General features: G+C 69.8%; 16 protein-coding genes, 1 tRNA gene and 2 pseudogenes. 10 read left to right on the top strand and 9 right to left on the bottom strand.

Annotated elements, in window-relative coordinates; genetic code table 11:
• The first annotated feature begins 197 nt into the window (after positions 1–197).
• The 4 genes from P1P75_RS02565 (at position 198) to P1P75_RS02550 (ending at position 7,512) form a co-directional block, all read left to right on the top strand.
• Positions 198–1,703, top strand: coding sequence for a cytochrome ubiquinol oxidase subunit I (locus tag P1P75_RS02565; protein WP_319251376.1), 1,506 nt, complete (start codon positions 198–200; stop codon positions 1,701–1,703).
• A gap of 21 nt (positions 1,704–1,724) precedes the next feature.
• On the top strand, positions 1,725–2,729 hold the full coding sequence (gene cydB / locus P1P75_RS02560; protein WP_319251374.1) for a cytochrome d ubiquinol oxidase subunit II: 1,005 nt from the start codon (positions 1,725–1,727) through the stop codon (positions 2,727–2,729).
• Between the two features lie 59 nt (positions 2,730–2,788).
• The gene (cydD, locus tag P1P75_RS02555; protein ID WP_319251372.1) at positions 2,789–6,286 is read left to right on the top strand and encodes a thiol reductant ABC exporter subunit CydD; all 3,498 of its coding nucleotides are present in this window, start codon (positions 2,789–2,791) and stop codon (positions 6,284–6,286) included.
• Between the two features lie 155 nt (positions 6,287–6,441).
• A complete protein-coding gene (locus tag P1P75_RS02550; RefSeq protein ID WP_319251370.1) occupies positions 6,442–7,512 on the top strand; it encodes a M23 family metallopeptidase in 1,071 nt (356 codons plus the stop codon).
• Positions 7,513–7,519: 7 nt separating this feature from the next.
• Here P1P75_RS02550 and P1P75_RS02545 read toward each other — a convergent pair whose 3' ends face one another.
• From P1P75_RS02545 to P1P75_RS02525, 5 genes and pseudogenes are all read right to left on the bottom strand, one after another.
• A complete protein-coding gene (locus P1P75_RS02545) occupies positions 7,520–8,401 on the bottom strand; it encodes an HAD hydrolase family protein (protein WP_319251368.1) in 882 nt (293 codons plus the stop codon).
• A 102-nt stretch (positions 8,402–8,503) separates the two neighbouring features.
• Positions 8,504–9,406, bottom strand: coding sequence for an LLM class flavin-dependent oxidoreductase (locus P1P75_RS02540; protein WP_319251366.1), 903 nt, complete (start codon positions 9,404–9,406; stop codon positions 8,504–8,506).
• A gap of 109 nt (positions 9,407–9,515) precedes the next feature.
• Positions 9,516–10,064 (bottom strand): RNA 2'-phosphotransferase, encoded by a 549-nt coding sequence (locus P1P75_RS02535; RefSeq protein WP_319251364.1) that lies wholly within the window; start codon positions 10,062–10,064, stop codon positions 9,516–9,518.
• 235 nt (positions 10,065–10,299) lie between these two features.
• The gene (locus tag P1P75_RS02530; RefSeq protein WP_319251362.1) at positions 10,300–12,081 is read right to left on the bottom strand and encodes an SDR family oxidoreductase; all 1,782 of its coding nucleotides are present in this window, start codon (positions 12,079–12,081) and stop codon (positions 10,300–10,302) included.
• Positions 12,082–12,083: 2 nt separating this feature from the next.
• Positions 12,084–12,932 (bottom strand): annotated as a pseudogene (locus P1P75_RS02525) (M24 family metallopeptidase).
• Between the two features lie 237 nt (positions 12,933–13,169).
• Here P1P75_RS02525 and P1P75_RS02520 point away from each other — a divergent pair.
• From P1P75_RS02520 to P1P75_RS02495, 6 genes are all read left to right on the top strand, one after another.
• Positions 13,170–14,135: an ABC transporter ATP-binding protein gene (locus tag P1P75_RS02520; RefSeq protein ID WP_319251468.1), complete on the top strand. Its 966-nt coding sequence runs from the start codon at positions 13,170–13,172 to the stop codon at positions 14,133–14,135.
• Positions 14,125–15,033, top strand: coding sequence for an ABC transporter permease (locus P1P75_RS02515; protein WP_319251360.1), 909 nt, complete (start codon positions 14,125–14,127; stop codon positions 15,031–15,033). The genes P1P75_RS02520 and P1P75_RS02515 overlap by 11 nt, the downstream gene beginning before the upstream one ends.
• The gene (locus P1P75_RS02510) at positions 15,030–15,941 is read left to right on the top strand and encodes an ABC transporter ATP-binding protein (RefSeq protein WP_319251358.1); all 912 of its coding nucleotides are present in this window, start codon (positions 15,030–15,032) and stop codon (positions 15,939–15,941) included. The genes P1P75_RS02515 and P1P75_RS02510 overlap by 4 nt, the downstream gene beginning before the upstream one ends.
• Positions 15,942–15,951: 10 nt before the next feature.
• A complete protein-coding gene (locus P1P75_RS02505; RefSeq protein WP_319251357.1) occupies positions 15,952–16,671 on the top strand; it encodes an ABC transporter permease in 720 nt (239 codons plus the stop codon).
• A gap of 125 nt (positions 16,672–16,796) precedes the next feature.
• Complete coding sequence (locus P1P75_RS02500) at positions 16,797–17,117, top strand: hypothetical protein (RefSeq protein WP_319251355.1); 321 nt, start codon at positions 16,797–16,799, stop codon at positions 17,115–17,117.
• Positions 17,118–17,444: 327 nt separating this feature from the next.
• A tRNA-Ser gene (locus P1P75_RS02495) sits at positions 17,445–17,529 on the top strand.
• A 293-nt stretch (positions 17,530–17,822) separates the two neighbouring features.
• Here the strand turns inward: P1P75_RS02495 and P1P75_RS02490 are convergent.
• The 4 genes and pseudogenes from P1P75_RS02490 to P1P75_RS02475 form a co-directional block, all read right to left on the bottom strand.
• Positions 17,823–18,638, bottom strand: a complete 816-nt coding sequence (locus P1P75_RS02490) for an HAD family hydrolase (protein WP_319251353.1) — start codon at positions 18,636–18,638, stop codon at positions 17,823–17,825.
• Entirely contained in the window at positions 18,635–19,912 is a 1,278-nt protein-coding gene (gene serS / locus P1P75_RS02485; protein WP_319251351.1) for a serine--tRNA ligase, read from the bottom strand. Before serS ends, P1P75_RS02490 begins: the two co-directional genes overlap by 4 nt.
• A gap of 601 nt (positions 19,913–20,513) precedes the next feature.
• On the bottom strand, positions 20,514–21,446 hold the full coding sequence (gene pheA / locus P1P75_RS02480) for a prephenate dehydratase (protein ID WP_319251349.1): 933 nt from the start codon (positions 21,444–21,446) through the stop codon (positions 20,514–20,516).
• A gap of 94 nt (positions 21,447–21,540) precedes the next feature.
• A pseudogene (locus tag P1P75_RS02475) lies at positions 21,541–22,035 on the bottom strand (Dyp-type peroxidase); the annotation flags it as partial.
• Between the last annotated feature and the right edge of the window lie 83 nt (positions 22,036–22,118).

The following is a 22,118-nucleotide window of genomic DNA, read 5'->3' as shown; positions in this document are numbered from 1 at the left end:
TGAGAGATGGGTCACCCGGTCGACCGGACTGAGCGCGGTTTCCGCAGGTCAGGACCCATGATGTGGCGCATCGACCCGATGTCGCGAGGGGGTTCCCCGGAGTAATGGGGGACCCCCTTCATCTGTCGAAAGTTCGTGCGCCATAATTGCTTGTGAATGTGAACGCTTTCACAAGCGGCGGAGTAAGGAGCGGTGACGTGGACCTGGCTTTGGCGCCGGAGACCCTGGCGCGCTGGCAGTTCGGCATCACGACCGTCTACCACTTCCTGTTCGTTCCCCTGACGATCTCGCTGGCCGCGCTGACCGCCGGACTCCAGACCGCATGGGTGCGCACAGAGAAGGAGAAGTACCTCCGGGCGACAAAGTTCTGGGGCAAGCTCTTCCTGATCAACATCGCGATGGGTGTCGTCACCGGCATCGTGCAGGAGTTCCAGTTCGGCATGAACTGGTCGGACTACTCCCGCTTCGTCGGTGACGTCTTCGGTGCACCACTGGCCTTCGAGGCCCTCATCGCCTTCTTCTTCGAGTCCACCTTCATCGGCCTGTGGATCTTCGGCTGGGACAAGCTGCCCAAGAAGATCCACCTGGCCTGCATATGGATGGTCTCGATCGGCACGCTGCTCTCGGCGTACTTCATCCTCGCGGCCAACTCCTGGATGCAGCACCCCGTCGGCTACCGCATCAACGAGGCGAAAGGCCGTGCCGAACTGACCGATTTCTGGCGCGTCCTCACCCAGAACACCGCTCTCAACCAGGTCTTCCACAGCTTCTCGGCGGCCTTCCTGACGGGTGGCGCCTTCATGGTCGGCATCGCCGCCTTCCACCTGATGCGCAAGAGGCACATCCCGGAGATGCGGACCTCGCTGCGGCTCGGCCTGGTCACCCTGGCGGTCGGCGGCCTGCTCACCGCCGTCAGCGGCGACACCCTCGGCAAGGTCATGTACGAGCAGCAGCCGATGAAGATGGCCGCGGCCGAGGCGCTGTGGGACGGCGAGAAGCCGGCGCCGTTCTCGGTCTTCGCCTACGGCGATGTCGACCAGGGCCACAACAAGGTCGCCCTGGAGATCCCCGGCCTGCTGTCCTTCCTGGCGCACAGTGACTTCGAGTCGTACGTGCCCGGCATCAACGACACCAATGAGGCACTCCAGCAGAAGTTCGGCCCCGGTGACTACAAGCCCATCGTCCCCGTCGCCTACTGGGGCTTCCGCTGGATGATCGGCTTCGGCATGGCGTCGTTCTCCCTCGGCCTGGTCGGGCTGTGGCTCACACGCAAGAGGTTCCTCCTGCCGGCCGCCCTGCGGACCGGGGAGGACGAGGTGCCGCATCTGGTCCTGCTGAAGAAGCCCCTCGGCTCGAAGCTCACCCGGCTGTACTGGCTGCTCGCCCTGTGGACCATGGCGTTCCCGCTGATCGCCAATTCCTGGGGCTGGATCTTCACCGAGATGGGCCGCCAGCCCTGGGTCGTGTACGGCGTCATGCAGACGCGGGACGCGGTCTCCCCCGGCGTCTCCCAGGCCGAGATCCTGACCTCGATGATCACCTTCACGGTGCTGTACGCCATCCTCGCCGTCGTCGAGGTCAAGCTGCTCGTGAAGTACGTGAAGGCCGGCCCGCCCGAGCTGACCGAGGCCGACCTCAACCCGCCCACGAAGATCGGCGGCGACTCCCGTGACGCCGACAAGCCGATGGCCTTCTCCTACTAGGCCCGAGGGAGCTGCACAGTCATGGAACTGCACGACGTCTGGTTCGTCCTCATCGCCGTCCTGTGGATCGGCTACTTCTTCCTGGAGGGCTTCGACTTCGGGGTCGGCATCCTCACCAAACTGCTCGCCCGCGACCGGCCCGAGCGGCGGGTGCTCATCAACACCGTCGGACCCGTCTGGGACGGCAACGAGGTGTGGCTGCTCTCGGCCGGCGGCGCCACCTTCGCCGCCTTCCCGGAGTGGTACGCCACACTCTTCTCCGGCTTCTATCTGCCCCTGCTGCTCATCCTGGTCTGCCTCATCGTGCGGGGCGTCGCCTTCGAGTACCGGGCCAAGCGACCCGAGGAGAACTGGCAGCGCAACTGGGAGCACGCGATCTTCTGGACCTCGCTCCTCCCCGCGTTCCTGTGGGGTGTGGCCTTCGGCAACATCGTGCACGGCGTGAAGATCGACCAGGACTTCGAGTACGTCGGCACCGTCGGAGACCTGCTCAACCCGTACGCGCTGCTCGGCGGTCTGGTGACCCTGACGCTGTTCACCTTCCACGGTGCGGTGTTCACGGCACTCAAGACCGTCGGCGACATCCGGGAACGGGCACGGAAGCTGGCGACGAAGGTCGGCCTGGTGACCGCCGTGTGCGCGTTGGTCTTCCTGCTGTGGACGCAGGTCGACAGCGGTGACGGCAAGAGTCTCGTCGCCCTGTTCGTGGCCGTCGCCGCCCTCGTCGCGGCGCTGGTGGCGAACCTGGCGGGGCGTGAGGGCTGGTCGTTCGCGCTCTCCGGCCTCACCATCGTGGCCGCCGTCACGATGCTCTTCCTGACGCTCTTCCCGAACGTCATGCCGTCCTCGCTCAACGCGGAGTGGAACCTCACGGTGACCAACGCCTCGTCGAGCCCGTACACCCTGAAGATCATGACCTGGTGCGCGGCGATCGCCACGCCGGTCGTCATGGTCTACCAGGGGTGGACCTACTGGGTCTTCCGCAAGCGGATCGGTACGCAGCACCTCGCTGAGCCCGCGCACTGAGTCGAGCCGGGGCATGTTTCACGTGAAACACGCCCCCTTGAGAAGAGGGTGTGTTTCACGTGAAACCGATCGACCCGCGTCTCCTCCGCTACGCCCGTGCCACGCGCCGCTTCCTCATTGCGGTCGTCGGCCTGGGAGCCGTCGGAGCGGTGCTGGTGATCGCTCAGGCGATGCTCATCGCCGAGATGGTGGTCGGTGCCTTCGAGCAGGGCCGGCCGGTCGCGGAACTCCGCACACCCCTGCTGCTCCTGGTGGTTGTGGCGACCGGCCGTGCGCTGGTCGCCTGGCTCACCGAACTGTCCGCGCACCGGGCCAGTGCGGCCGTGAAGTCGGAGTTGCGGGGCCGTTTGCTGGAGCGGGCGGCCCTGCTGGGTCCGGGCTGGCTGACCGGGCAGCGGACCGGTTCGCTGATCGCGCTCGCGACCCGGGGTGTGGACGCTCTCGACGACTACTTCTCGCGCTATCTGCCGCAGCTGGGACTCGCGGTGGTCGTGCCGGTGGCGGTCCTGGCGCGGATCGTGACCGAGGACTGGGTGTCCGCCGCGATCATCGTCGGCACCCTGCCGCTGATCCCCGTCTTCATGGTGCTGATCGGCTGGGCCACACAGTCACGGATGGACCGTCAGTGGCGGTTGCTGTCCCGGCTGTCCGGTCACTTCCTGGACGTCGTCGCAGGACTGCCCACGCTCAAGGTGTTCGGGCGGGCCAAGGCGCAGGCCGAGTCGATCCGGCGGATCACCAGCGAGTACCGGCAGGCCACCATGCGGACGCTGCGGATCGCTTTCATCTCGTCGTTCGCGCTGGAGCTGCTGGCGACACTTTCGGTGGCTCTGGTCGCCGTGACGATCGGCATGCGGCTCGTGCACGGCGAGATGGACCTGTACACCGGACTGGTCATCCTCGTGCTCGCCCCGGAGGCGTATCTCCCGCTGCGGCAGGTCGGGGCGCAGTTCCACGCGGCGGCCGAGGGCCTTGCCGCGGCCGAGGAGATCTTCGAGGTGCTGGAGACACCGCTGCCGGTGTCCGGCACGGGCGCGGCGCCGAGGGGCGGCGTGGCTTTCGAGGGTATGACGGTCCGCTACCCCGGACGCTCCGACGACGCCGTTTCGGACGTGTCCTTCACCGTCGCGCCCGGGGAGACGGTGGCACTCGTCGGCCCGAGCGGCGTCGGCAAATCAACCCTGCTGAACGCCCTCCTGGGCTTTGTCCGGCCGACCGAGGGCCGGGTGAGCGTCGGGGGGACCGACCTGACGGACGTCGACCTGGAGCAGTGGCGTTCCCGGATCGCCTGGGTGCCGCAGCACCCGCACCTCTACGCCGGCACGATCGCCGAGAACGTACGGCTGGCCCGCCCCGACGCCGATGACGCCGCGGTACGCCGGGCGCTCGGGGACGCGGGAGCGCTGGAGTTCGTGAACGCGCTGCCGGCGGGCGCCGGGACGGTGCTCGGCGAGGACGGGGCCGGGCTGTCCGCCGGGCAGCGCCAGCGGCTCGCCCTGGCGCGGGCGTTCCTCGCCGACCGGCCCGTGCTGCTGCTGGACGAACCGACCGCCGCGCTCGACGGGGAGACCGAGGCGGAGGTCGTGGCCGCCGTACGACGGCTGTCGGCCGGCCGGACGGTCCTGCTGGTGGTCCACCGCCCGGCACTGCTGGCGGTGGCGGACCGTGTGGTGCGGCTGGAGGCCAAGGACACGGCGGCACGGGCGGAGGCACACGGACCCGCGGCGGCCCCACCGCAGCGCTCCGAGATCGTCACCGCAGGCGAAGCGGAGGACACCGTAGGGGAGACGCGGACCGTGCCTGCCGAGGGCGGTGTCCTCGGCAGGGTCCGGGGCATGGCAGGCGCCCGGCGGGGACGCCTCGGTCTCGCACTGCTTCTCAGCAGCCTGGCTCTGGGCAGCGCAATCGGCCTCATGGCCACCTCCGGCTGGCTCATCTCACGCGCCTCGCAACAGCCCCCGGTGCTCTATCTGATGGTCGCCGTGACCGCGACGCGGGCCTTCGGTATCGGACGGGCCGTCTTCCGGTACGCCGAGCGGCTCGTGTCGCACGACGCCGTGCTGCGGATGCTCGCCGACACCCGGGTCGCTGTCTACCGGCGTCTGGAACGGCTCGCGCCCGCCGGGCTGCGCACCACACGCCGCGGCGATCTCCTTACGCGGCTCGTCGCCGACGTGGACGCTCTCCAGGACTACTGGCTGCGCTGGCTGTTGCCCGCAGCGTCCGCCGTCGCCGTCTCCGCGGGGTCCGTGGCGTTCACGGCGTGGCTGCTGCCCGAGGCGGGGGCCGTCCTCGCCGTGGGGCTGCTCGCGGCCGGTGCGGGCGTACCACTGGTCACCGGTGCCGTGGCCCGCCGGGCCGAACGCCGTCTGGCCCCCGCGCGGGGCGTACTCGCCATCAGCGCCGCCGACCTGCTCACCGGCACCGCCGAACTGACGGTCGCGGGCGCCCTGCCCGTCCGTACGGCCGCGGTCCGGGGGGCGGACTCCGTGCTCACCAGGATCGCCTCGCGCGCCGCCACCGCCACCGCGCTCGGCGGCGGACTGACCGCGCTCGTCTCGGGACTGACCGTGGCCGCCGCCGCTCTCGTGGGTGCGCAGGCCGTCGATGCGGGACGGCTGAGCGGAGTGACCATGGCCGTGGTCGTCCTCACCCCGCTCGCCGCCTTCGAGGCCGTCCTCGGCCTGCCGCTCGCCGTCCAGTACCGCCAGCGCGTCCGCAGAAGCGCGGAGCGCGTGTACGAGGTCCTGGACTCCCCCGAGCCGGTGCGGGAGCCGGAGCGGCCTCGCCAGCCGCCCGCGTCGCCCTTCCCCCTCGTCCTCAAAGGCCTGTCGGCGCGGCATGCGGGACAGCACCGGGACGCGCTCGCAGGTGTCGATCTCACCGTGGAGCAGGGCCGCAGAATCGCCGTCGTGGGCTCCTCCGGTTCCGGCAAGACGACGCTCGCGCAGGTGCTGCTGCGGTTCCTGGACTGCGGTGCGGGCTCCTACACGCTCGGTGGGGTGGACGCCTACGCCCTGGACGGGGACGACGTGCGGCGGCTGGTCGGGCTGTGCGCCCAGGACGCGCACCTCTTCGACAGCTCGGTGCGCGAGAACCTGCTGCTGGCGAAGAAGGACGCGACCGAGGACGACCTGCGCGACGCGCTGGCGCGGGCTCGGCTGCTGGACTGGGCCGACGGCCTGCCCGACGGGCTCGACACCCTTGTTGGCGAGCACGGTGCCCGGCTGTCCGGCGGGCAGCGCCAGCGGCTCGCCCTCGCCCGCGCGCTCCTGGCCGACTTCCCCGTCCTGGTGCTCGACGAGCCGGCCGAGCATCTCGACCTGCCGACCGCCGACGCGCTCACCGCGGACCTGCTGGCCGCCACCGAGGGCCGTACGACGCTGCTCATCACCCACCGGCTCGCGGGGCTCGACGCGGTGGACGAGGTCCTCGTCCTGGACGAGGGCCGGGTCGTACAGCGCGGCACCTACGCGGCGTTGGCCGCGGGGGAGGGACCGTTGCGCGAGATGGTCGGGCGTGAGGAGGCGGCCGAGCTGCTGGTGGGGGCGCGGTGAAGCACGCTTCTCGACCTGTTCGGCGCGGCGGCTCCCGGCTCCTGTTCTGAGCGAGCGCCCGGTGCGGTCCGCGTTGGGCCGTTCGGGGGCGCTGGTCCCCCAGGCGTACGACAAGAACAGGACCGGGAGCGGGTGGCCGGGACAGGATCGCTGACATGCCCTCATATCGTCGTCTCCCGCTGGTGGTTCCGGTCCTGCTGTGTGCGGCCGTGGTGCTGGTGGCGCGGCCCACGGCCGCCGAGGGAGAGCCGGGCGGTGACGGTGCCGGCGGCGGGCCCGGCTCCGGTCTCAGCGCGCAAGTGGCGCGGTTGTACGAGGAAGCGGCCGTGGCCACCCAGCAGTACGAGGCGGGTCGCTTCGAGGCCGAGGCACACCGGGCGAAGGCCCAGCGGCTGGAGCAACTCCTCGACCGTGAGCGGCAGGAGATCACGGTGCTGCGCGAGGACATGGGCCGCATCGCGCGCGCCCAGTACCGCGGTGGCGGCGGGCTGCCCGTCGCCGCACAGCTCGTCCTGTCGAGCAGCCCCGACAAGCTGATGAGAGGTCAGCATGTCCTGTCACGGACGAACCTGACCGTCGTCAACGCGATCGGCAGGAGCCGGCGGGCCGAGACCCGGCTGGCCGCCGACGAGGCGAGAGCGGCGGGCGCCCGGCAGGCGCTGGAGCGGCACACCGCCGAACTGGCCGTGCTGAAGAAGGGGATCGAGCAGAAGTTGGAGCAGGCACGGTGGCAGTTGCAGGGGCAGGCCGACGCCTCGGTCGCGGCGGGTGCCTGCCGGGGTGCCGAGCGGCTCGACGGGTCACCGGCGTATGACCAGCGGAAGTGGACCGTACCGGTCGACGGCTACACCCTGTCCGCGGGTTTCGGTAGCGGCGGCGCCCGCTGGGCCAGCCGGCACACCGGGCAGGATTTCGCGGTGCCGATCGGCACGCCGGTGAAGGCGGTCGGTGTGGGCCGTGTGGTGCGGGTGTCGTGCGGCGGTGCCTTCGGTATCGAGATCGTTCTCCGGCACGAGGACGGCTACTACACGCAGTACGCCCACCTGGCGTCCGTCGCCGTGGACCAGGGAGAGAACGTGACGGCTGGCCAGTGGATCGGGCAGTCGGGCACCAGCGGCAACTCCACCGGCCCGCATCTGCACTTCGAGGTGCGGGTCACCCCGCAGCTGGGGTCGGCGGTCGACCCGGTGCCCTGGCTTGCGGCACGCGGGGCGCCCATCGGGTAGACGCGGCTCAGCCGGGGGCCTGGAGTCGCTCGGTGACCAGCCGCTCGATGACGACGGCCACCCCGTCGTCATTGTTGGCGACCGTCTGCCCGGAGGCCGCGGCGATCACGTCCGGGTGCGCGTTGCCCATGGCGTACGAACGGCCCGCCCAGGTGAGCATCTCGACGTCGTTCGGCATGTCCCCGAACGCGACGACCTCCTCGTGCGAGATGCCCCGCTCCGCGCAGCACAGGGCGAGCGTGCTGGCCTTGGAGACATCGGGGCCGCTGATCTCCAACAGCGCGCTGGGGCTGGAGCGGGTGACATTGGCGCGGTCGCCGATGGCCAGCCGCGCCAGGGTCAGGAAGGCGTCGGGGTCGAGCGTGGGGTGGTACGCGAGGATCTTCAGCACAGGTTCACCGGCCCCCGGAGCGTCCGGCGCGAGCAGCCGCTCGGCGGGCGCGAGGGAGTCGGGGACCTCCAGGTGCATTTTGGGATACTCCGGCTCCTGGTAGAAACCGTAGGTCTGCTCGACCGCGTACACGGTCCCGGGAGCCGCCTCGCGCAGAAGGCGTACGGCGTCCAGCGCGTTGTCCCGGGCCAGCTCGCGCACCTTCACGAACCGGTGGGTGCCAGGGCCGCCGTGCAGATCGACCACGGCGGCGCCGTTTCCGCAGATCGCCAGACCGTGCCCGTGGACATGTTCGCTGACGACGTCCATCCAGCGGGCGGGGCGGCCGGTGACGAAGAAGACCTCGATGCCCGCCTTCTCGGCGGCGGCAAGGGCCGCGACGGTACGCGGGGACACCGACTTGTCGTCGCGCAGCAGGGTCCCGTCGAGATCGGTGGCGATCAGCCGCGGCGGGGTGGTGGCGGCCGGGGTTTCGGGCTGTCGAGTCGCTGAGGTCACCCGGTCATTCTCCCGTATGGATCCGCACGGTCGTGCGAGAGGCCGCACGGACAAGGTGCGGTCTCTCACGTCACAGGCCGGTGCGGGTGTCAGTCGCCCAGGTCAGCGCAACTGCGAAGGGGCCTCCATGGCGATCTGCTCGAAGACCTTCTGGTCCGCGGCGAAGTCGGAGTCCGGGATGGGCCAGTGGATGACGATCTCGGTGAAGCCCAGCTCCTGGTGACGGCCCGCGAAGTCCACGAAGGCGTCGAGCGACTCCAGCGGCCGGCCGCGGTCCGGCGTGAAGCCGGTCAGCAGGACCTTCTCCACGGTGTGAACGTCCCGTCCGAGCGCCACACAGGCGTCCGTGAGCTTCTCGATCTGGCCGTGGAGGGCCCCGACCGACTGCTCGGGGGTGCCGTTCTCGAACAGCTTGGGGTCGCCGGTGGTCACCCAGGCCTGGCCATGGCGTGCGGTGAGCTTCAGTCCGCGCGGGCCGGTCGCGGCGACGGCGAAGGGCAGCCGGGGGCGCTGCACGCAGCCGGGGATGTTGCGCGCCTCATGCGCCGAGTAGAAGTCGCCCTCGTAGGACACCGAGTCCTCGGTGAGCAGGCGGTCCAGAAGCGGCACGAACTCGGCGAAGCGGTCCGCCCGCTCGCGTGGGGTCCACGGGTCCTGGCCGAGGGCGGTGGCGTCGAAGCCGGTGCCACCCGCGCCGATTCCGAGGGTGATCCGGCCGCCGGAGATGTCGTCCAGGGAGATCAGTTCCTTGGCGAGGTTCACCGGGTGCCGGAAGTTCGGCGAGGTCACGAGGGTGCCCAGGCGCAGTCGCTCGGTGGCGGTCGCGGCGGCGGTCAGCGTCGGGATCGCGCCGAACCAGGGGCCGTCGCGGAAGGTGCGCCAGGACAGGTGGTCGTAGGTGTAGCCGGTGTGGAAGCCGAGCTGCTCGGCACGTGTCCAGGCCGAACGGCCGCCTTCGTGCCAGCGGAGGTACGGGAGGATCACGGTGCTCAGTCGCAGACTCATGACATCGAGCGTATGCGGCCGACCGTGTTTCACGTGAAACGGTCACCGTGCGCGCCGGGCCGGCCACGGACCGCGGGGTGACGGTGGCCGCGGCGGCGCTCGGCCGGTGTCAGTGCGGCTCGGGAAAGCGCAGGTACCGCGGTGGTACGGCCTTCGTCAGCCATACCCCGTTGGCGCTCACGTGGAAGGCGTGGCCGTCGCGGTGCATGGCCCCCGCGTCCACGGAGAGCACCACCGGCCGTCCTCGGCGGGCGCCGACCCGGGTCGCGGTCTCCCGGTCGGCGGAGAGGTGCACGTCATGCCGGTTCATGGGCCGCAGTCCCTCGTTCCGGATCGCGTCCAGGTGCCGGGCCACGGTCCCGTGGTAGAGGTACGGCGGTGGCGTCGCCTCCGGAAGGCCGAGGTCCACGTCGATGCTGTGGCCCTGGCTCGCGCGGATGCGTGTGCCCTCGACCGCGAAGCGCTTCTTGTCGTTCGCGGCGACGACGTGGTCCAGCTCGTCACGGGTGAAGTGGAATCCATGAGCCGCGGCTGCCGCGATGAGCGTCTCGATCTCGACCCAGCCGGCCTCGTCGGGCCTGAGGCCGATGCGCTCGGGCCGGTGGCGCAGATGCTTGGAGAGGTACTTCGACACCTTCACGGTGCGTCTTTCGTCCATCTGGTCAGCATGACGGGCGAGACGGGGATCACGCATCGAGTTTTGGGACCGACGTTTGATCCACAAGCAACTGTAGTTGTACACAGGGGAATTGGGGCTCCTGTGGACAACCACCTGCCAGTTAGCGGTGCTTCGTCAAGGTCGGTTGAAGGTCAGTGGCTTGGGACGTGGTGGTCGAAGTCCGCGCTGCCAACGACCGCTTCGGATACTGCGCCGCCGCCTACTGCCAACCGTCCTACATGCGTGGCTCCATGCGCGCGAGTCGCCTCAATGTCCCCGGTGCGAACCGGGAGAGGGCATGCGAGACCTTCGCCTCGGGCGTGACCGGGACCACCGCCTCGTTGCGGGCCACGGCGCGCAGGATCGCGCTTGCGACCTTTTCCGGCGGGTAGTTGCGCAGCGCGTACAGGCGCGCCGAGCGCTTCTGTCGACGCCGCTCCTCCTCCGCGTCGACACCGACGAACGCGGCTGTGGAGGTGATGTTCGTGTTGACCAGTCCTGGACAGACGGCCGTAACACCGATGTCCCGGCCTGCCAGTTCGGCGCGCAGGCACTCGCTCAGCATCAGCACGGCGGCCTTGGACGCGCTGTAGGCGGGCAGCGACTTGGACGGCTGGAAGGCGGCGGCGGAAGCGGTGTTGACGATGTGGCCGCCTTGGCCGCGGTCCGCCATCTGTCTGCCGAAGAGGCGACAACCATGGATGACACCCCAGAGGTTGACGTCCAACACCTTGCGCCAGTCCTCCGGCGTGGTGTCCAGGAACGAACCGGACATTCCTATGCCCGCGTTGTTCACCAGCACGTCCACCACGCCGCGTTCGGCGAGTACCTTCGCCGCGAGCTTCTCCATCGCCTGCTCGTCGGAGACGTCCACCGTCTCCGCCCAGGCATCCGTCGCGCCGACGGCACGGGCCAGTTCGGCGGTGCGGGAGGCGCTTTTGGTGTCCCGGTCGACGGCGATGACCCGCGCTCCCGCCTCGGCGAACGCGAACGCCGTCGCCCGTCCGATGCCGCTGCCCGCCCCGGTGACCAGCACCAACTGCCCGCCGAACCGGTCGGCGTACGGACCGGTCGCCTTCGGCTCCCGCTCGGTCGCGGGGGTGCCCGCCTGGCTCTTCCCCTCGCCCTCCACGGAGTTCACGAACTCCGTGATCCATGAGGCCAGCTGATCGGGCCGGGTGCGCGGCACCCAGTGTTTCGCCGGGATCGTCCGGCGAGTCAGGCGCGGAGCCCACAGCTCCAGGTCGTCGTAGAGCTGCTCCGCCAGGAAAGCGTCCCCCAGGGGCGTGATGAGCTGAACCGGGGTGTGGGCGTGGGCGTCCAGGCGTGGTCGGCGCAGCCGGGACCGTACGTTGTCGCGGTAGAGCCAGGCACCGTGGGCCGCGTCGGAGGGCAGCGAGGACGTGGGGTAGTCGCCGCCGGGGACCTTCTCCAGCCGGCGCAGGATGCCGGGCCAGCGCTTGCCGAGGGGGCCGCGCCAGGCGAGTTCGGGCAGCACGGGAGTGTGGAGCAGGTACACGTACCAGGACTTCGCGCCCTGGCCGAGGAGTTGGCCGAGGCGGCGCGGAGTGGGCCGGGTGAGACGCTTGTTGATCCAGTGGCCGAAGTGGTCGAGGGACGGGCCGGACATCGAGGTGAACGACGCGACCCTGCCCTTGGTCCGCTCGACCGTGACGAACTCCCAGGACTGCACCGAGCCCCAGTCGTGCCCGACCAGATGCACCGGACGGCCGGGGCTGACCGCGTCCGCGACCGCGAGAAAGTCGTCCGTGAGCTTCTCCAGGGTGAATCCGCCCCGCAGCGGGCGCGGCGCGCTGGAACGGCCATGCCCCCGGACGTCGTACAGGACGACGTGGAAGCGGTCGGCCAGCCGGGACGCGACCTCGGACCACACCTCCTTGCTGTCCGGATAGCCGTGGACCAGGACGACCGTCGGCCGCCCGGCCTCCCCCAGTTCGGCCACGCACAGTTCGATCCCGCCGGTCCGCACCCGGCGCTCACGCGCACCCTTCAGCATCGTCACTTCTCCTCCGCCTTCCCCCGCGCCCAGCGCCGCACATGCGGCAGATCGTCGTCCAGCCAGAAGGCGCTCTCCGCGGGATCTTGGGAATCGGTCACCACCAGGATCTCCTCGAATTTCGCGCCCGCACCCCGGAATCCGAGATGTGGTTCGACCGCCCACAGGCCAGGCCGCGGCGGATGGTCGGAGAAACGGTACGGCGACCACAGCGGTGACCAGCCCTCACGGTGGCCGTGCAGCGCGTCCGACGCCAGCCCCTTCAGAGCCTGGGTACCGAACCCGAACAGCCGGGGCGACCAGCGGCGTTCCCGCACCCGGTCCACCTTGTGGGCGATCATGCCGAAGGGGTACGCGCGATGCCGGTTGGCGTAACCCTGTCGGACCATGAGGCGGTCGACGTCCTGGTGGATCTCACGCAGCGACCGCCGCTCGCGCACCTCGCGCAGGATCAGCTTCCGGTGCGACTCCAGGTCGTCCATCAGCATCTCCTGGAGCGGGTGACCGCCGAGCGCGCCCGAGTAGCCGATGTCCGCCGTGAAGCCCTCGAAGACCGGGGCCATGTCCAGGTGAACGGCATGCCGGGCTGCAGCCGGCGGTCGGTCGGGAAGAACTGGAGAGGCACCCGGAACCCCACGAACGTCGTGCGGTCCCCGAACCAGGCGAACGGGAGGTGGAACCAGTCCCGCACGCCCCACGCGCGCAGCCACTCGCGCTGCATGCGCGCGGCCTCGCGTTCCGTGACCCCGGGCTCCAGCCGGGCCGCCACCTCCTGAGCACACTCGTAGACGCTGCACCCGCTGGAACCCCCGCAGGCCGGAGATGAGTTCGCGTGTCCCTGCCGTCGTCATGCACCTCGTCCCACCGGTCCGCGCCGATTGCGGTACGTGTCCGTAACGTGACTACGCCGAATCTGGCACTTGTTAGAGAAGGCGTCAATAGGGTGGACGGGACACCTGATACCCGCGTTCCGTAGCTCTCAGGATGGGGAACCCCTACGGGCCCGTACATCTCGAGGCTGAGACGAGGACAGCTCTGCGGTCTGACGACTTGGCGTGGTCCGCGTCACTATCGTCGAGGACGTGACTGTGATCGCGACCGAAAGCCTGAGCAAGCGGTTCCCCCGGGTAACCGCTCTTGACCGGCTCTCCGTGGACGTCGGGCCCGGTGTGACCGGACTCGTCGGTGCCAACGGGGCCGGCAAGTCCACACTGATCAAGATCCTTCTGGGTCTGTCCCCCGCCACCGAAGGCCGCGCCGAAGTGCTCGGACTCGACGTCGCGACGAAGGGTGCCGCCATCCGGGAGCGCGTCGGCTACATGCCGGAGCACGACTGCCTGCCGCCCGACGTCTCGGCCACCGAGTTCGTCGTGCACATGGCGCGCATGTCCGGCCTGCCGCCTACCGCCGCGCGCGAGCGCACCGCCGACACCCTGCGCCACGTCGGGCTGTACGAGGAGCGCTACCGCCCCATCGGCGGCTACTCCACGGGCATGAAACAGCGCGTGAAACTCGCCCAGGCCCTGGTCCACGACCCGCAACTGGTCCTCCTCGACGAGCCGACCAACGGCCTCGACCCGGTCGGCCGCGACGAGATGCTCGGCCTGATCCGCCGTATCCACACCGACTTCGGCATCTCGGTCCTCGTCACCTCCCACCTGCTGGGCGAACTCGAGCGGACCTGCGACCACGTCGTGGTCGTCGACGGCGGCAAGCTCCTGCGCTCCAGCGCCACCACCGACTTCACCCAGACCACCACCACCCTCGCCATCGAGGTCACCGACACCGACGAGCACCCGGACGGCACCCGCGCGGTCCGTGAGGCGCTCCACGCGCGCGGGGTCGACGTCCTTGACGCCGACAGCGGCCTGCCCGGCGCGGGCCACGTCCTGCTGCTGACCGCACAGGGCGAGGACACCTACGACGTCGTACGGGACCTGGTCGCCGACCTGGGCCTCGGCCTGGTGCGCATGGAACAGCGCAGGCACCACATCTCCGAGGTCTTCCACGACAGTGACGAGCAGCGGAAGGAGGCCGTCGGCCATGGCAGTTGAGCACCCGGTGACCACCCCCTCGGGCGACCAGACCCGCATCCACAACATCGGCTACCGCAGTTACGACGGTCCACGCCTTGGCCGCGCCTACGCCCGCCGGTCCCTCTACTCGCAGTCCCTGCGCGGCGCCTACGGCCTCGGCCGCTCGGTGAAGTCCAAGGTGCTGCCCATGCTCCTGTTCGTGGTGATGTGCGTGCCCGCGGCCATCATGGTCGCCGTCGCCGTCGCCACGAAGGCCAAGGAACTTCCGCTGGACTACACCCGCTACGCGATCGTCATGCAGGCCGTCATCAGCCTCTACGTCGCCTCGCAGGCTCCCCAGTCCGTCTCACGCGACCTGCGCTTCAAGACCGTGCCGCTGTACTTCTCCCGGCCGATCGAGACCGCGGACTACGTCCGAGCCAAGTTCGCGGCGCTCGCCTCCGCCCTGTTCATCCTCACCGCCGCACCCCTGCTCGTGCTCTACGTGGGTGCCCTGCTGGCCAAGCTCGACTTCGCCGACCAGACCGAGGGATTCGCCCAGGGACTCGTGTCCGTGGCGCTGCTCTCGCTGCTCTTCGCCGGCCTCGGCCTGGTCATCGCGGCGGTCACGCCACGCCGCGGCTTCGGCATCGCGGCGGTCATCGCCGTACTGACCATCTCCTACGGCGCCGTCTCGACGCTGCAGGCCATCGCCGAGGCACAGGACAGCACCGGAGCCATCCCGTGGATCGGGCTGTTCTCGCCGGTCACCCTCATCGACGGTGTGCAGTCGGCGTTCCTCGGCGCGAGTTCCGCCGCTCCGGGCGGGATCAGCCCGTCCAACGGGGAGGGCGTCGTTTACGTCCTCGTCTGCCTGGGCCTGATCGCCGCGTGCTACGGCCTCCTGATGCGCCGCTACAAGAAGGTGGGCCTGTGACCACGCTCTCCCTCGACCACGTCTCCCGCTGGTTCGGCAACGTGGTCGCCGTCAACGACATCACCATGACCGTCGGCCCCGGTGTCACGGGCCTGCTGGGCCCCAACGGCGCCGGAAAGTCCACCCTCATCAACATGATGGGCGGCTTCCTCGCCCCCTCCACCGGCACCGTCACCCTCGACGGCCAGCAGGTGTGGCGCAACGAGGACATCTACCGGCACATCGGCATCGTTCCCGAGCGTGAGGCGATGTACGACTTCCTCACCGGCCGCGAGTTCGTCGTCGCCAACGCCGAGCTGCACGGCCTCGGCGCCAAGGCCGCCCAGAAGGCCCTGGCCACGGTCGAGATGGAGTACGCGCAGGACCGCAAGATCGAGACGTACTCCAAGGGCATGCGCCAGCGCGTGAAGATGGCCAGCGCCCTCGTGCACGACCCGTCGCTGCTGCTCTTGGACGAGCCCTTCAACGGCATGGATCCGCGCCAGCGGATGCAGCTCATGGACCTGCTGCGACGCATGGGCGACGAAGGCCGCACCGTGCTGTTCTCCTCGCACATCCTCGAAGAGGTCGAGCAACTGGCCTGGCACATCGAGGTCGTCGTCGCCGGGCGCCACGCGGCCAGCGGCGACTTCCGCAAGATCCGCCGGCTGATGACCGACCGCCCGCACTGCTACCTCGTGCGCTCCAGCGACGACCGCGCCCTCGCGGCCGCGCTGATCGCCGACCCGTCGACCTCCGGCATCGAGGTCGACCTCGCCGAGGGAGCGCTGCGCATCCAGGCCGTCGACTTCGGCCGCTTCACCTCACTGCTGCCACGGGTCGCCAGGGACCACGGCATCAGACTGCTCACGGTCTCGCCGTCCGACGAGTCCCTCGAGTCCGTGTTCTCGTACCTGGTCGCGGCGTAGGAGGCCGAAGATGTACGACCCCACAGTCGCCCGACTCACGTACCGCGCCCTGCTCGGCCGGCGCCGGGCCCTTATCCTCGGCGCGCTGCCGCTGTTGCTGATCGCGATCTCGGTGGTGGTGCGCGGCCTCGCCGGTGCCGACGACCAGACCGCGTCCGACCTGCTCGGCGGGCTCGCGCTCGCCACCATGGTGCCGATCATCGGCGTCATCGCCGGCACGGGCGCGATCGGGCCCGAGATCGACGACGGTTCCGTGGTCTATCTGCTGTCCAAGCCGCTGAAGCGGCCGACGATCATCTTCACCAAGCTCATCGTCGCCATCGCGGTGACGATGGTGTTCTCGGCGCTGCCCACCCTGATCGCCGGATTCATCCTCAACGGCAACGGCCAGCAGATCGCCGTCGCCTACACGATCGCCGCGCTGGTCTCCTCCATCGCCTACGCGGCGCTGTTCCTGCTGCTCGGCACGGTGTCCCGGCACGCGGTGGTCTTCGGCCTCGTCTACGCCCTGGTCTGGGAGGCCCTGTTCGGTTCGCTGGTGCCGGGTGCGCGCACGCTTAGCGTCCAGCAGTGGTCGCTGGCCGTGGCCGACAAGGTCGCCGGTGGTGACCTCATCACCTCGGACGTGGGACTGACCACGGCGACCGTCCTGTTGGTCGGGGTGACGGTGCTCGCGACCTGGTACGCGGGACAGAAGCTGCGGTCGCTGACGCTGGCAGGGGAGGAGTAGGGGCGGGCTCCCGTGCGGGCTCGCTCGCACGGGCTCTTGACGGGGGCTTCATCTCCGCCTGGCCACACTGGGCGAACGGAAACGGCCGTGAGGACGGGACGGCAGGAGGACGACAGGAGGACGGGATGGCGGACGAGGTGGTGCGGTCCGGCGGAAGTGAGCGCGGTGACGACCGCGGTGACGACCGCGGGCGCGCGGAGGGCGGGATACCTGACCGGGCTGCCGGTCGGGCCCCGGAGCACGGCTCGGACGAGGGCTGGAGCGATCTCGTTCTCGACGAGGACTTCATACGGGCCGCCGACACCTCCGAGCCGTCCGCCCGGGCGCGGATGCTTGCCGCGCGCTGGCGCGCGGAGGAGCCCGAGCCTCAGCCATGGCGCTCGGACGAGCCGCCCGCGGGGTGGTTCTTCAGCAAGGCGCGGCGGCGCAGGTGGCGCCGTCGGTAGGGCGCTGCGGCGTCCCGACGAGGTGGCTTCGGCAGGCTGTCGGAGCTGCTGAATCCCGCTGCTCGCACAGCTGTTTTATTCGGTGGCGCTCAACTCGGCGTGTGGGCAGGATGGTTGTTGTCCGCAGCGCCGGGAAGCCCGGCGCCACACGCTGGGAGAGGAGCGGGGCGATGTCCATGCACGGCAGTACGCCCAGCTCCCTACAGGGCAGCCGGCGGCGGTCTCCGGAGTAGTTACCCCTCCATGGAGTCCGCCGCACACACGGGGAGCTGCCCGGGGCGGCCGCTTCGAGCACGCGATGTCGCTCTCGCGTGAGGCCGCCCACCCGGAGGATTGGCCGAGAGGTAAGGCACCGGCTTGCTAAGCCGTGGTCGGGGGGAACCCCGCGCACGTTCGATTCGTGCATCCTCCGCGGGATGTTGTCACTTTGACTGGGCTGGAGATTTGGCCTGGGTGGGTTGAGCAGGCTCGGGTTGGCTGTTGCGCCGGGCGGGTTGTCGGTTGGGTTCGAGTGCGGGTGCTTGGGGGCTGGGCGCGCAGTTCCCCGCGCCCCTGATCGCCTGCGGCGGCCCCGGGCGCCTTCGATCGCCGCGGTGATCGTTGTGCTGCGTGCTGCGTAGGCCCGTGCCGTGGCCCCGCCCCGCCGGCCCGTTGCCATAGGAGCCTTCCCGGTCGGGTGCCCTGTGGGGGGACCCGGCTGCCGGGCTAGCTCAGCAGTCTCTCCAGTACTGCCGCGATACCGTCCTCCTCGTTGGAGGTGGTCAGTTCGTCGGCTACTGCTTTCAGGTCGGGGTGGGCGTTGGCCATGGCCACGCTTTTCGCGGACCAGGCGAACATGGGGATGTCGTTGGGCATGTCGCCGAAGGCGATGGTGTCGGCGGCCTTCAGGCCCAGGCGGCGGGCCGCCAGGGAGAGGCCGGTGGCCTTGGACAGGCCGAGGGGAAGCAGTTCCACGATTCCCGCGCCGGCCATCGCGACCGTGACGAAGCCGCCCGCGGCCTGGCGGGCCGCCTCGGCCAGCTCGTCGTCCGACAGCTCGGGATGCTGGATGTAGATCTTGTTCAGCGGGGCCGACCACAGGTCCGACGCGTCGGTGAACGGAGTCGAGGGGAGCCTCCCGGTGACCGAGTAACCGGGACCGACCAGCACCTCTCCCTCCAGTCCGTCCCGGCTCGCCGCAAGGTACAGCGGGCCGACCTCCGCCTCGATCTTGGCCAGTGCCACCGCGGCCAGCTGCCGGTCCAGGGTCACCGAGGTCAGCAGGCGATGCGCGCCGACGTCGTAGACCTGGGCGCCCTGACCGCAGACCGCGAGACCCTCGTAGCCGAGATCGTCGAGGATGTGCCGGGTCCACGGGACGCCGCGGCCGGTCACCACGATGTGGGCCGCGCCCGCCGCGGTGGCCGCGGCGAGGGCGTCACGGGTGCGCCGGGAGACCGACTCGTCGGAACGCAGCAGTGTCCCGTCGAGGTCGGTCGCGATCAGCCGGTACGGGAAGACCGGGGCGGCGGCCTCGCTCACCTGGCCACCGGCTCCAGGACTTCCCGGCCGCCGAGGTAGGGCCGCAGCACCTCGGGCACGCGCACGGAGCCGTCGGCCTGCTGGTGGTTCTCCAGGATCGCCACGATGGTGCGCGGTACGGCGCACAGTGTGCCGTTGAGGGTGGCCAGCGGGCGGACCTGCTTGCCCTCGCGGACGCGGATCGACAGCCGGCGGGACTGGTACTCCGTGCAGTCCGAGGTCGACGTCAGCTCGCGGTACTTGCCCTGGGTCGGGATCCAGGCCTCGCAGTCGAACTTGCGGGCCGCCGAGGAGCCGAGGTCACCGGTGGCGACGTCGATCACGCGGAACGGCAGCTCCAGCGAGGTCAGCCACTGCTTCTCCCACTCCAGCAGGCGCTGGTGCTCGGCCTGCGAGTCCTCGGGAGTGACGTAGGTGAACATCTCCACCTTGTCGAACTGGTGGACGCGGAAGATGCCCTTGGTGTCCTTGCCGTGCGAACCGGCCTCGCGGCGGAAGCAGGGGGAGAAGCCCGCGTAGCGCAGTGGCAGACGATCGGCGTCGATGATCTCGTCCATGTGGTACGCGGCGAGGGCGACCTCGGAGGTGCCGACGAGGTAGAGGTCGTCCTTCTCGAGGTGGTAGACGTCCTGGGCCGCCTGGCCGAGGAAGCCGGTGCCCGCCATGGACTGGGGGCGGACCAGGGCCGGGGTCAGCATCGGCGTGAAGCCGGCCGCCGTGGCCTGCGCGATCGCCGCGTTCACCAGGGCCAGCTCCAGCAGGGCGCCGATGCCGGTGAGGAAGTAGAACCGCGAGCCGGAGACCTTCGCGCCCCGCTCGACGTCGATGGCGCCGAGCAGCTGGCCGAGTTCCAGGTGGTCCTTGGGTTCGAACCCCTCGGCGCCGAAGTCGCGGATGTCTCCGTGCGTCTCCAGCGTGACGAAGTCCTCCTCGCCGCCGACGGGCACGTCGGGGTGGACGAGGTTGCCGAGCTGGAGCAGCAGTTCCCGGGTCTCGGTGTCGGCGGCGTCGCGCTCGGCGTCGGCCACCTTCACGTCGGCGGCGAGCTGGCTGGCCTTCTTCAGCAGCTCGGCCTTCTCGTCCGCGGACGCCTTGGGGATGAGCTTGCCGAGCGACCTCTGCTCGGCACGCAGCTCGTCGAAGCGGACGCCGGACGACCTGCGCCGCTCGTCGGCGGACAGGAGAGAGTCGACGAGCGCGACGTCCTCTCCACGGGCGCGCTGGGACGCACGCACACGGTCGGGGTCCTCACGGAGCAGGCGAAGGTCAATCACGAGGTCAAGGCTACCGGTGCATGGTGACGCCTCACGACTCACTATTGCGAGACACGTCTTACGGACCGTTATGAGGGAATTGCCCTAGGCGCCCGCTGGTCTGTCTGCCGCGTCAGTGACCATCGTCCGGCTCGCTGGAGGGGGCGGCCTTGCGGCAGTGTGTTGACTCGATTTCCTTGTGCGGAGCGGCACTTGGGGGGCCGGTTGTCCACAGGAATCCACTCGTCGGGAAAGTTATCCACAGGCTGTGCGAAAGATCTGTGGACATCGGAATCGATCATTCCGAAGGAGCCCTCCGGTGGGGCGAATTCCTTGGTCAAACCCCTCCTGCACTCACTTTCGTGTGGAAATGGGTCGCTCTAAAGGATTGATCCAAGGAAACAGGTGGACGAAGAGTGACCTGCCGAGCCGAGGGGCGAGCGGGGTGCTGGAGGGCGATTTGTCGACCGACTACCGCTTCCGTGTCGACTTGTCCCCAGGTCGAGATGCCAGCCTGTGGATAACTCCTGTGGATAACAAAGATATGCAGGTAGGACCGGCCGAAAGGCGCGCGTAAGAAGCTCGTCACGCGTGCGACAGGCCGGCGTAAGCCGGGCGCCTTCTAGAACCGGCCGTCCTGGCAGCGCGTGACCCACTCCGCCGCCGCCATGAACTCACCCTCCGACGTTCCCGGCAGTGGCGTCCGCACCTGCGCCGCGGTCACGTCCGCGCGCGGATACGAACCGAGGAAACGCACATCGCGACAGATGCGCTTGAGACCCATGAGCGCCTCGGCCATCCGGCGCTCCGAGATATGCCCGGCCGCGTCGATGCAGAAGCAGTAGTTGCCGATGCCGGCGCCGGTCGGCCGCGACTGGAGCACCATGAGGTTGATGCCTCGGGTGGCGAACTCGCCCAGCAGGTCACGCAGCCCACCGGGATGGTCGTCGCGCTGCCACAGCACCACGGACGTCTTGTCGGCGCCGGTCGGCGCGGCGGGCCGGGCCGGGCGGCCCACCAGCACGAAGCGCGTCTGCGCGTTCTCCGCGTCGTGGATCTCGGTCTCCAGCGCTTCGAGGCCGTACCGGGCGGCCGCGAACTCGCCCGCGAAGGCGGCGTCGTAACGGCCCTCCTGGACCAGGCGTGCGGCGTCCGCGTTGGAGGCGGCCGACTCCCACACGGCGTCCGGGAGATTGGCCTTGAGCCAGTTGCGCACCTGCGGCTGTGCGGCCGGGTGGGCCGAGACCGTCTTGACGTCGGACAGCTTCGTGCCCGGCCTGACCAGCAGCGCGAAGGTGATCGACAGCAGCACCTCGCGGTAGATCATCAGCGGGGTGCCCGCGACCAGCTCGTCGAGGGTCGTGGTGATCCCGCCCTCGACCGAGTTCTCGATCGGCACGAACGCGGCCTCGGCCTCGCCGGTGCGGACCGCGTCGAGGGCGGACTGCACGGACACGTACGGGATCAGCTGCCGGGTGGCCGCCTCCGGAAGCGTGCGCAGGGCGACCTCCGTGAAGGTGCCCTCGGGGCCGAGATACGCATAGCTCGCTGGCATGACCTCACCCTAATGGGCCTTGCGAAACGAGGAGCGCACGTCTCACAGGCACCCCTCACGCGAGTGAACCGGCGTGACCCGCGCCCGGCGTGTCTCACCCCTCCAGCAACCGCTGCCCCACGTACTCACCCTCCGCCGCTCCGCCCGGCACCGCGAACAGGCCGCTCGACTCGTGGCGGACGTACTTCGACAGGGCGTCCCCGCGGTCCAGCTTGCGCTGCACGGTGACGAAACCGCGCAGCGGATCGGCCTGCCAGCAGACGAACAGCAGGCCCGCGTCCGGTACCCCGTCGGCGTCGATGCCGTCGTGGTAGGAGAACGGCCGGCGCAGCATCGCCGCGCCGCCGTTCTGGTCGGGGCGCGTGATCCGGGCGTGGGCGTTGACAGGGACGACGAGATCGCCGTTCGCGTCGGTCTTCTCCAGGTCCATCTCGGTCGTCTCGCCGCCTCCGGTCAGCGGCGCCCCGTCGGACTTGCGCCGCCCGATGACCTGCTCCTGGGCGTGGGCCGAGAGCTGCTCCCAGTCGTCGAGAAGCATGCGGATACGGCGTACGACGGCGTAGGAGCCGTTGGCCATCCAGGCAGGGTCGTCCCTTTAAAAACTCCCCCGGCCCCCCAGACAGGGAAAAAACCCTATTGCCCTCTTTGTTTTAAAAAAAAAAAAAAACAAAA

This window comes from Streptomyces sp. ID05-39B (genome assembly GCF_033794725.1).
GTDB classification, from domain to species: domain Bacteria; phylum Actinomycetota; class Actinomycetes; order Streptomycetales; family Streptomycetaceae; genus Streptomyces; species Streptomyces bobili.
The sequence above is the reverse complement of the archived record's forward strand: the minus strand, read 5'-3'. Positions and strand labels throughout refer to the sequence as shown.

What these genes read in the sequence shown, in the direction of transcription:
- P1P75_RS02535 (WP_319251364.1), bottom strand. Translation starts at nt 10,064, where the DNA reads ATGGACGAAAGACGCACCGTGAAGGTGTCGAAGTACCTCTCCAAGCAT.
- pheA (WP_319251349.1), bottom strand. Translation starts at nt 21,446, where the DNA reads ATGCCAGCGAGCTATGCGTATCTCGGCCCCGAGGGCACCTTCACGGAG.
- P1P75_RS02530 (WP_319251362.1), bottom strand. Translation starts at nt 12,081, where the DNA reads ATGCTGAAGGGTGCGCGTGAGCGCCGGGTGCGGACCGGCGGGATCGAA.
- P1P75_RS02540 (WP_319251366.1), bottom strand. Translation starts at nt 9,406, where the DNA reads ATGAGTCTGCGACTGAGCACCGTGATCCTCCCGTACCTCCGCTGGCAC.
- P1P75_RS02550 (WP_319251370.1), top strand. Translation starts at nt 6,442, where the DNA reads ATGCCCTCATATCGTCGTCTCCCGCTGGTGGTTCCGGTCCTGCTGTGT.
- P1P75_RS02505 (WP_319251357.1), top strand. Translation starts at nt 15,952, where the DNA reads ATGTACGACCCCACAGTCGCCCGACTCACGTACCGCGCCCTGCTCGGC.
- cydB (WP_319251374.1), top strand. Translation starts at nt 1,725, where the DNA reads ATGGAACTGCACGACGTCTGGTTCGTCCTCATCGCCGTCCTGTGGATC.
- P1P75_RS02500 (WP_319251355.1), top strand. Translation starts at nt 16,797, where the DNA reads ATGGCGGACGAGGTGGTGCGGTCCGGCGGAAGTGAGCGCGGTGACGAC.
- P1P75_RS02515 (WP_319251360.1), top strand. Translation starts at nt 14,125, where the DNA reads ATGGCAGTTGAGCACCCGGTGACCACCCCCTCGGGCGACCAGACCCGC.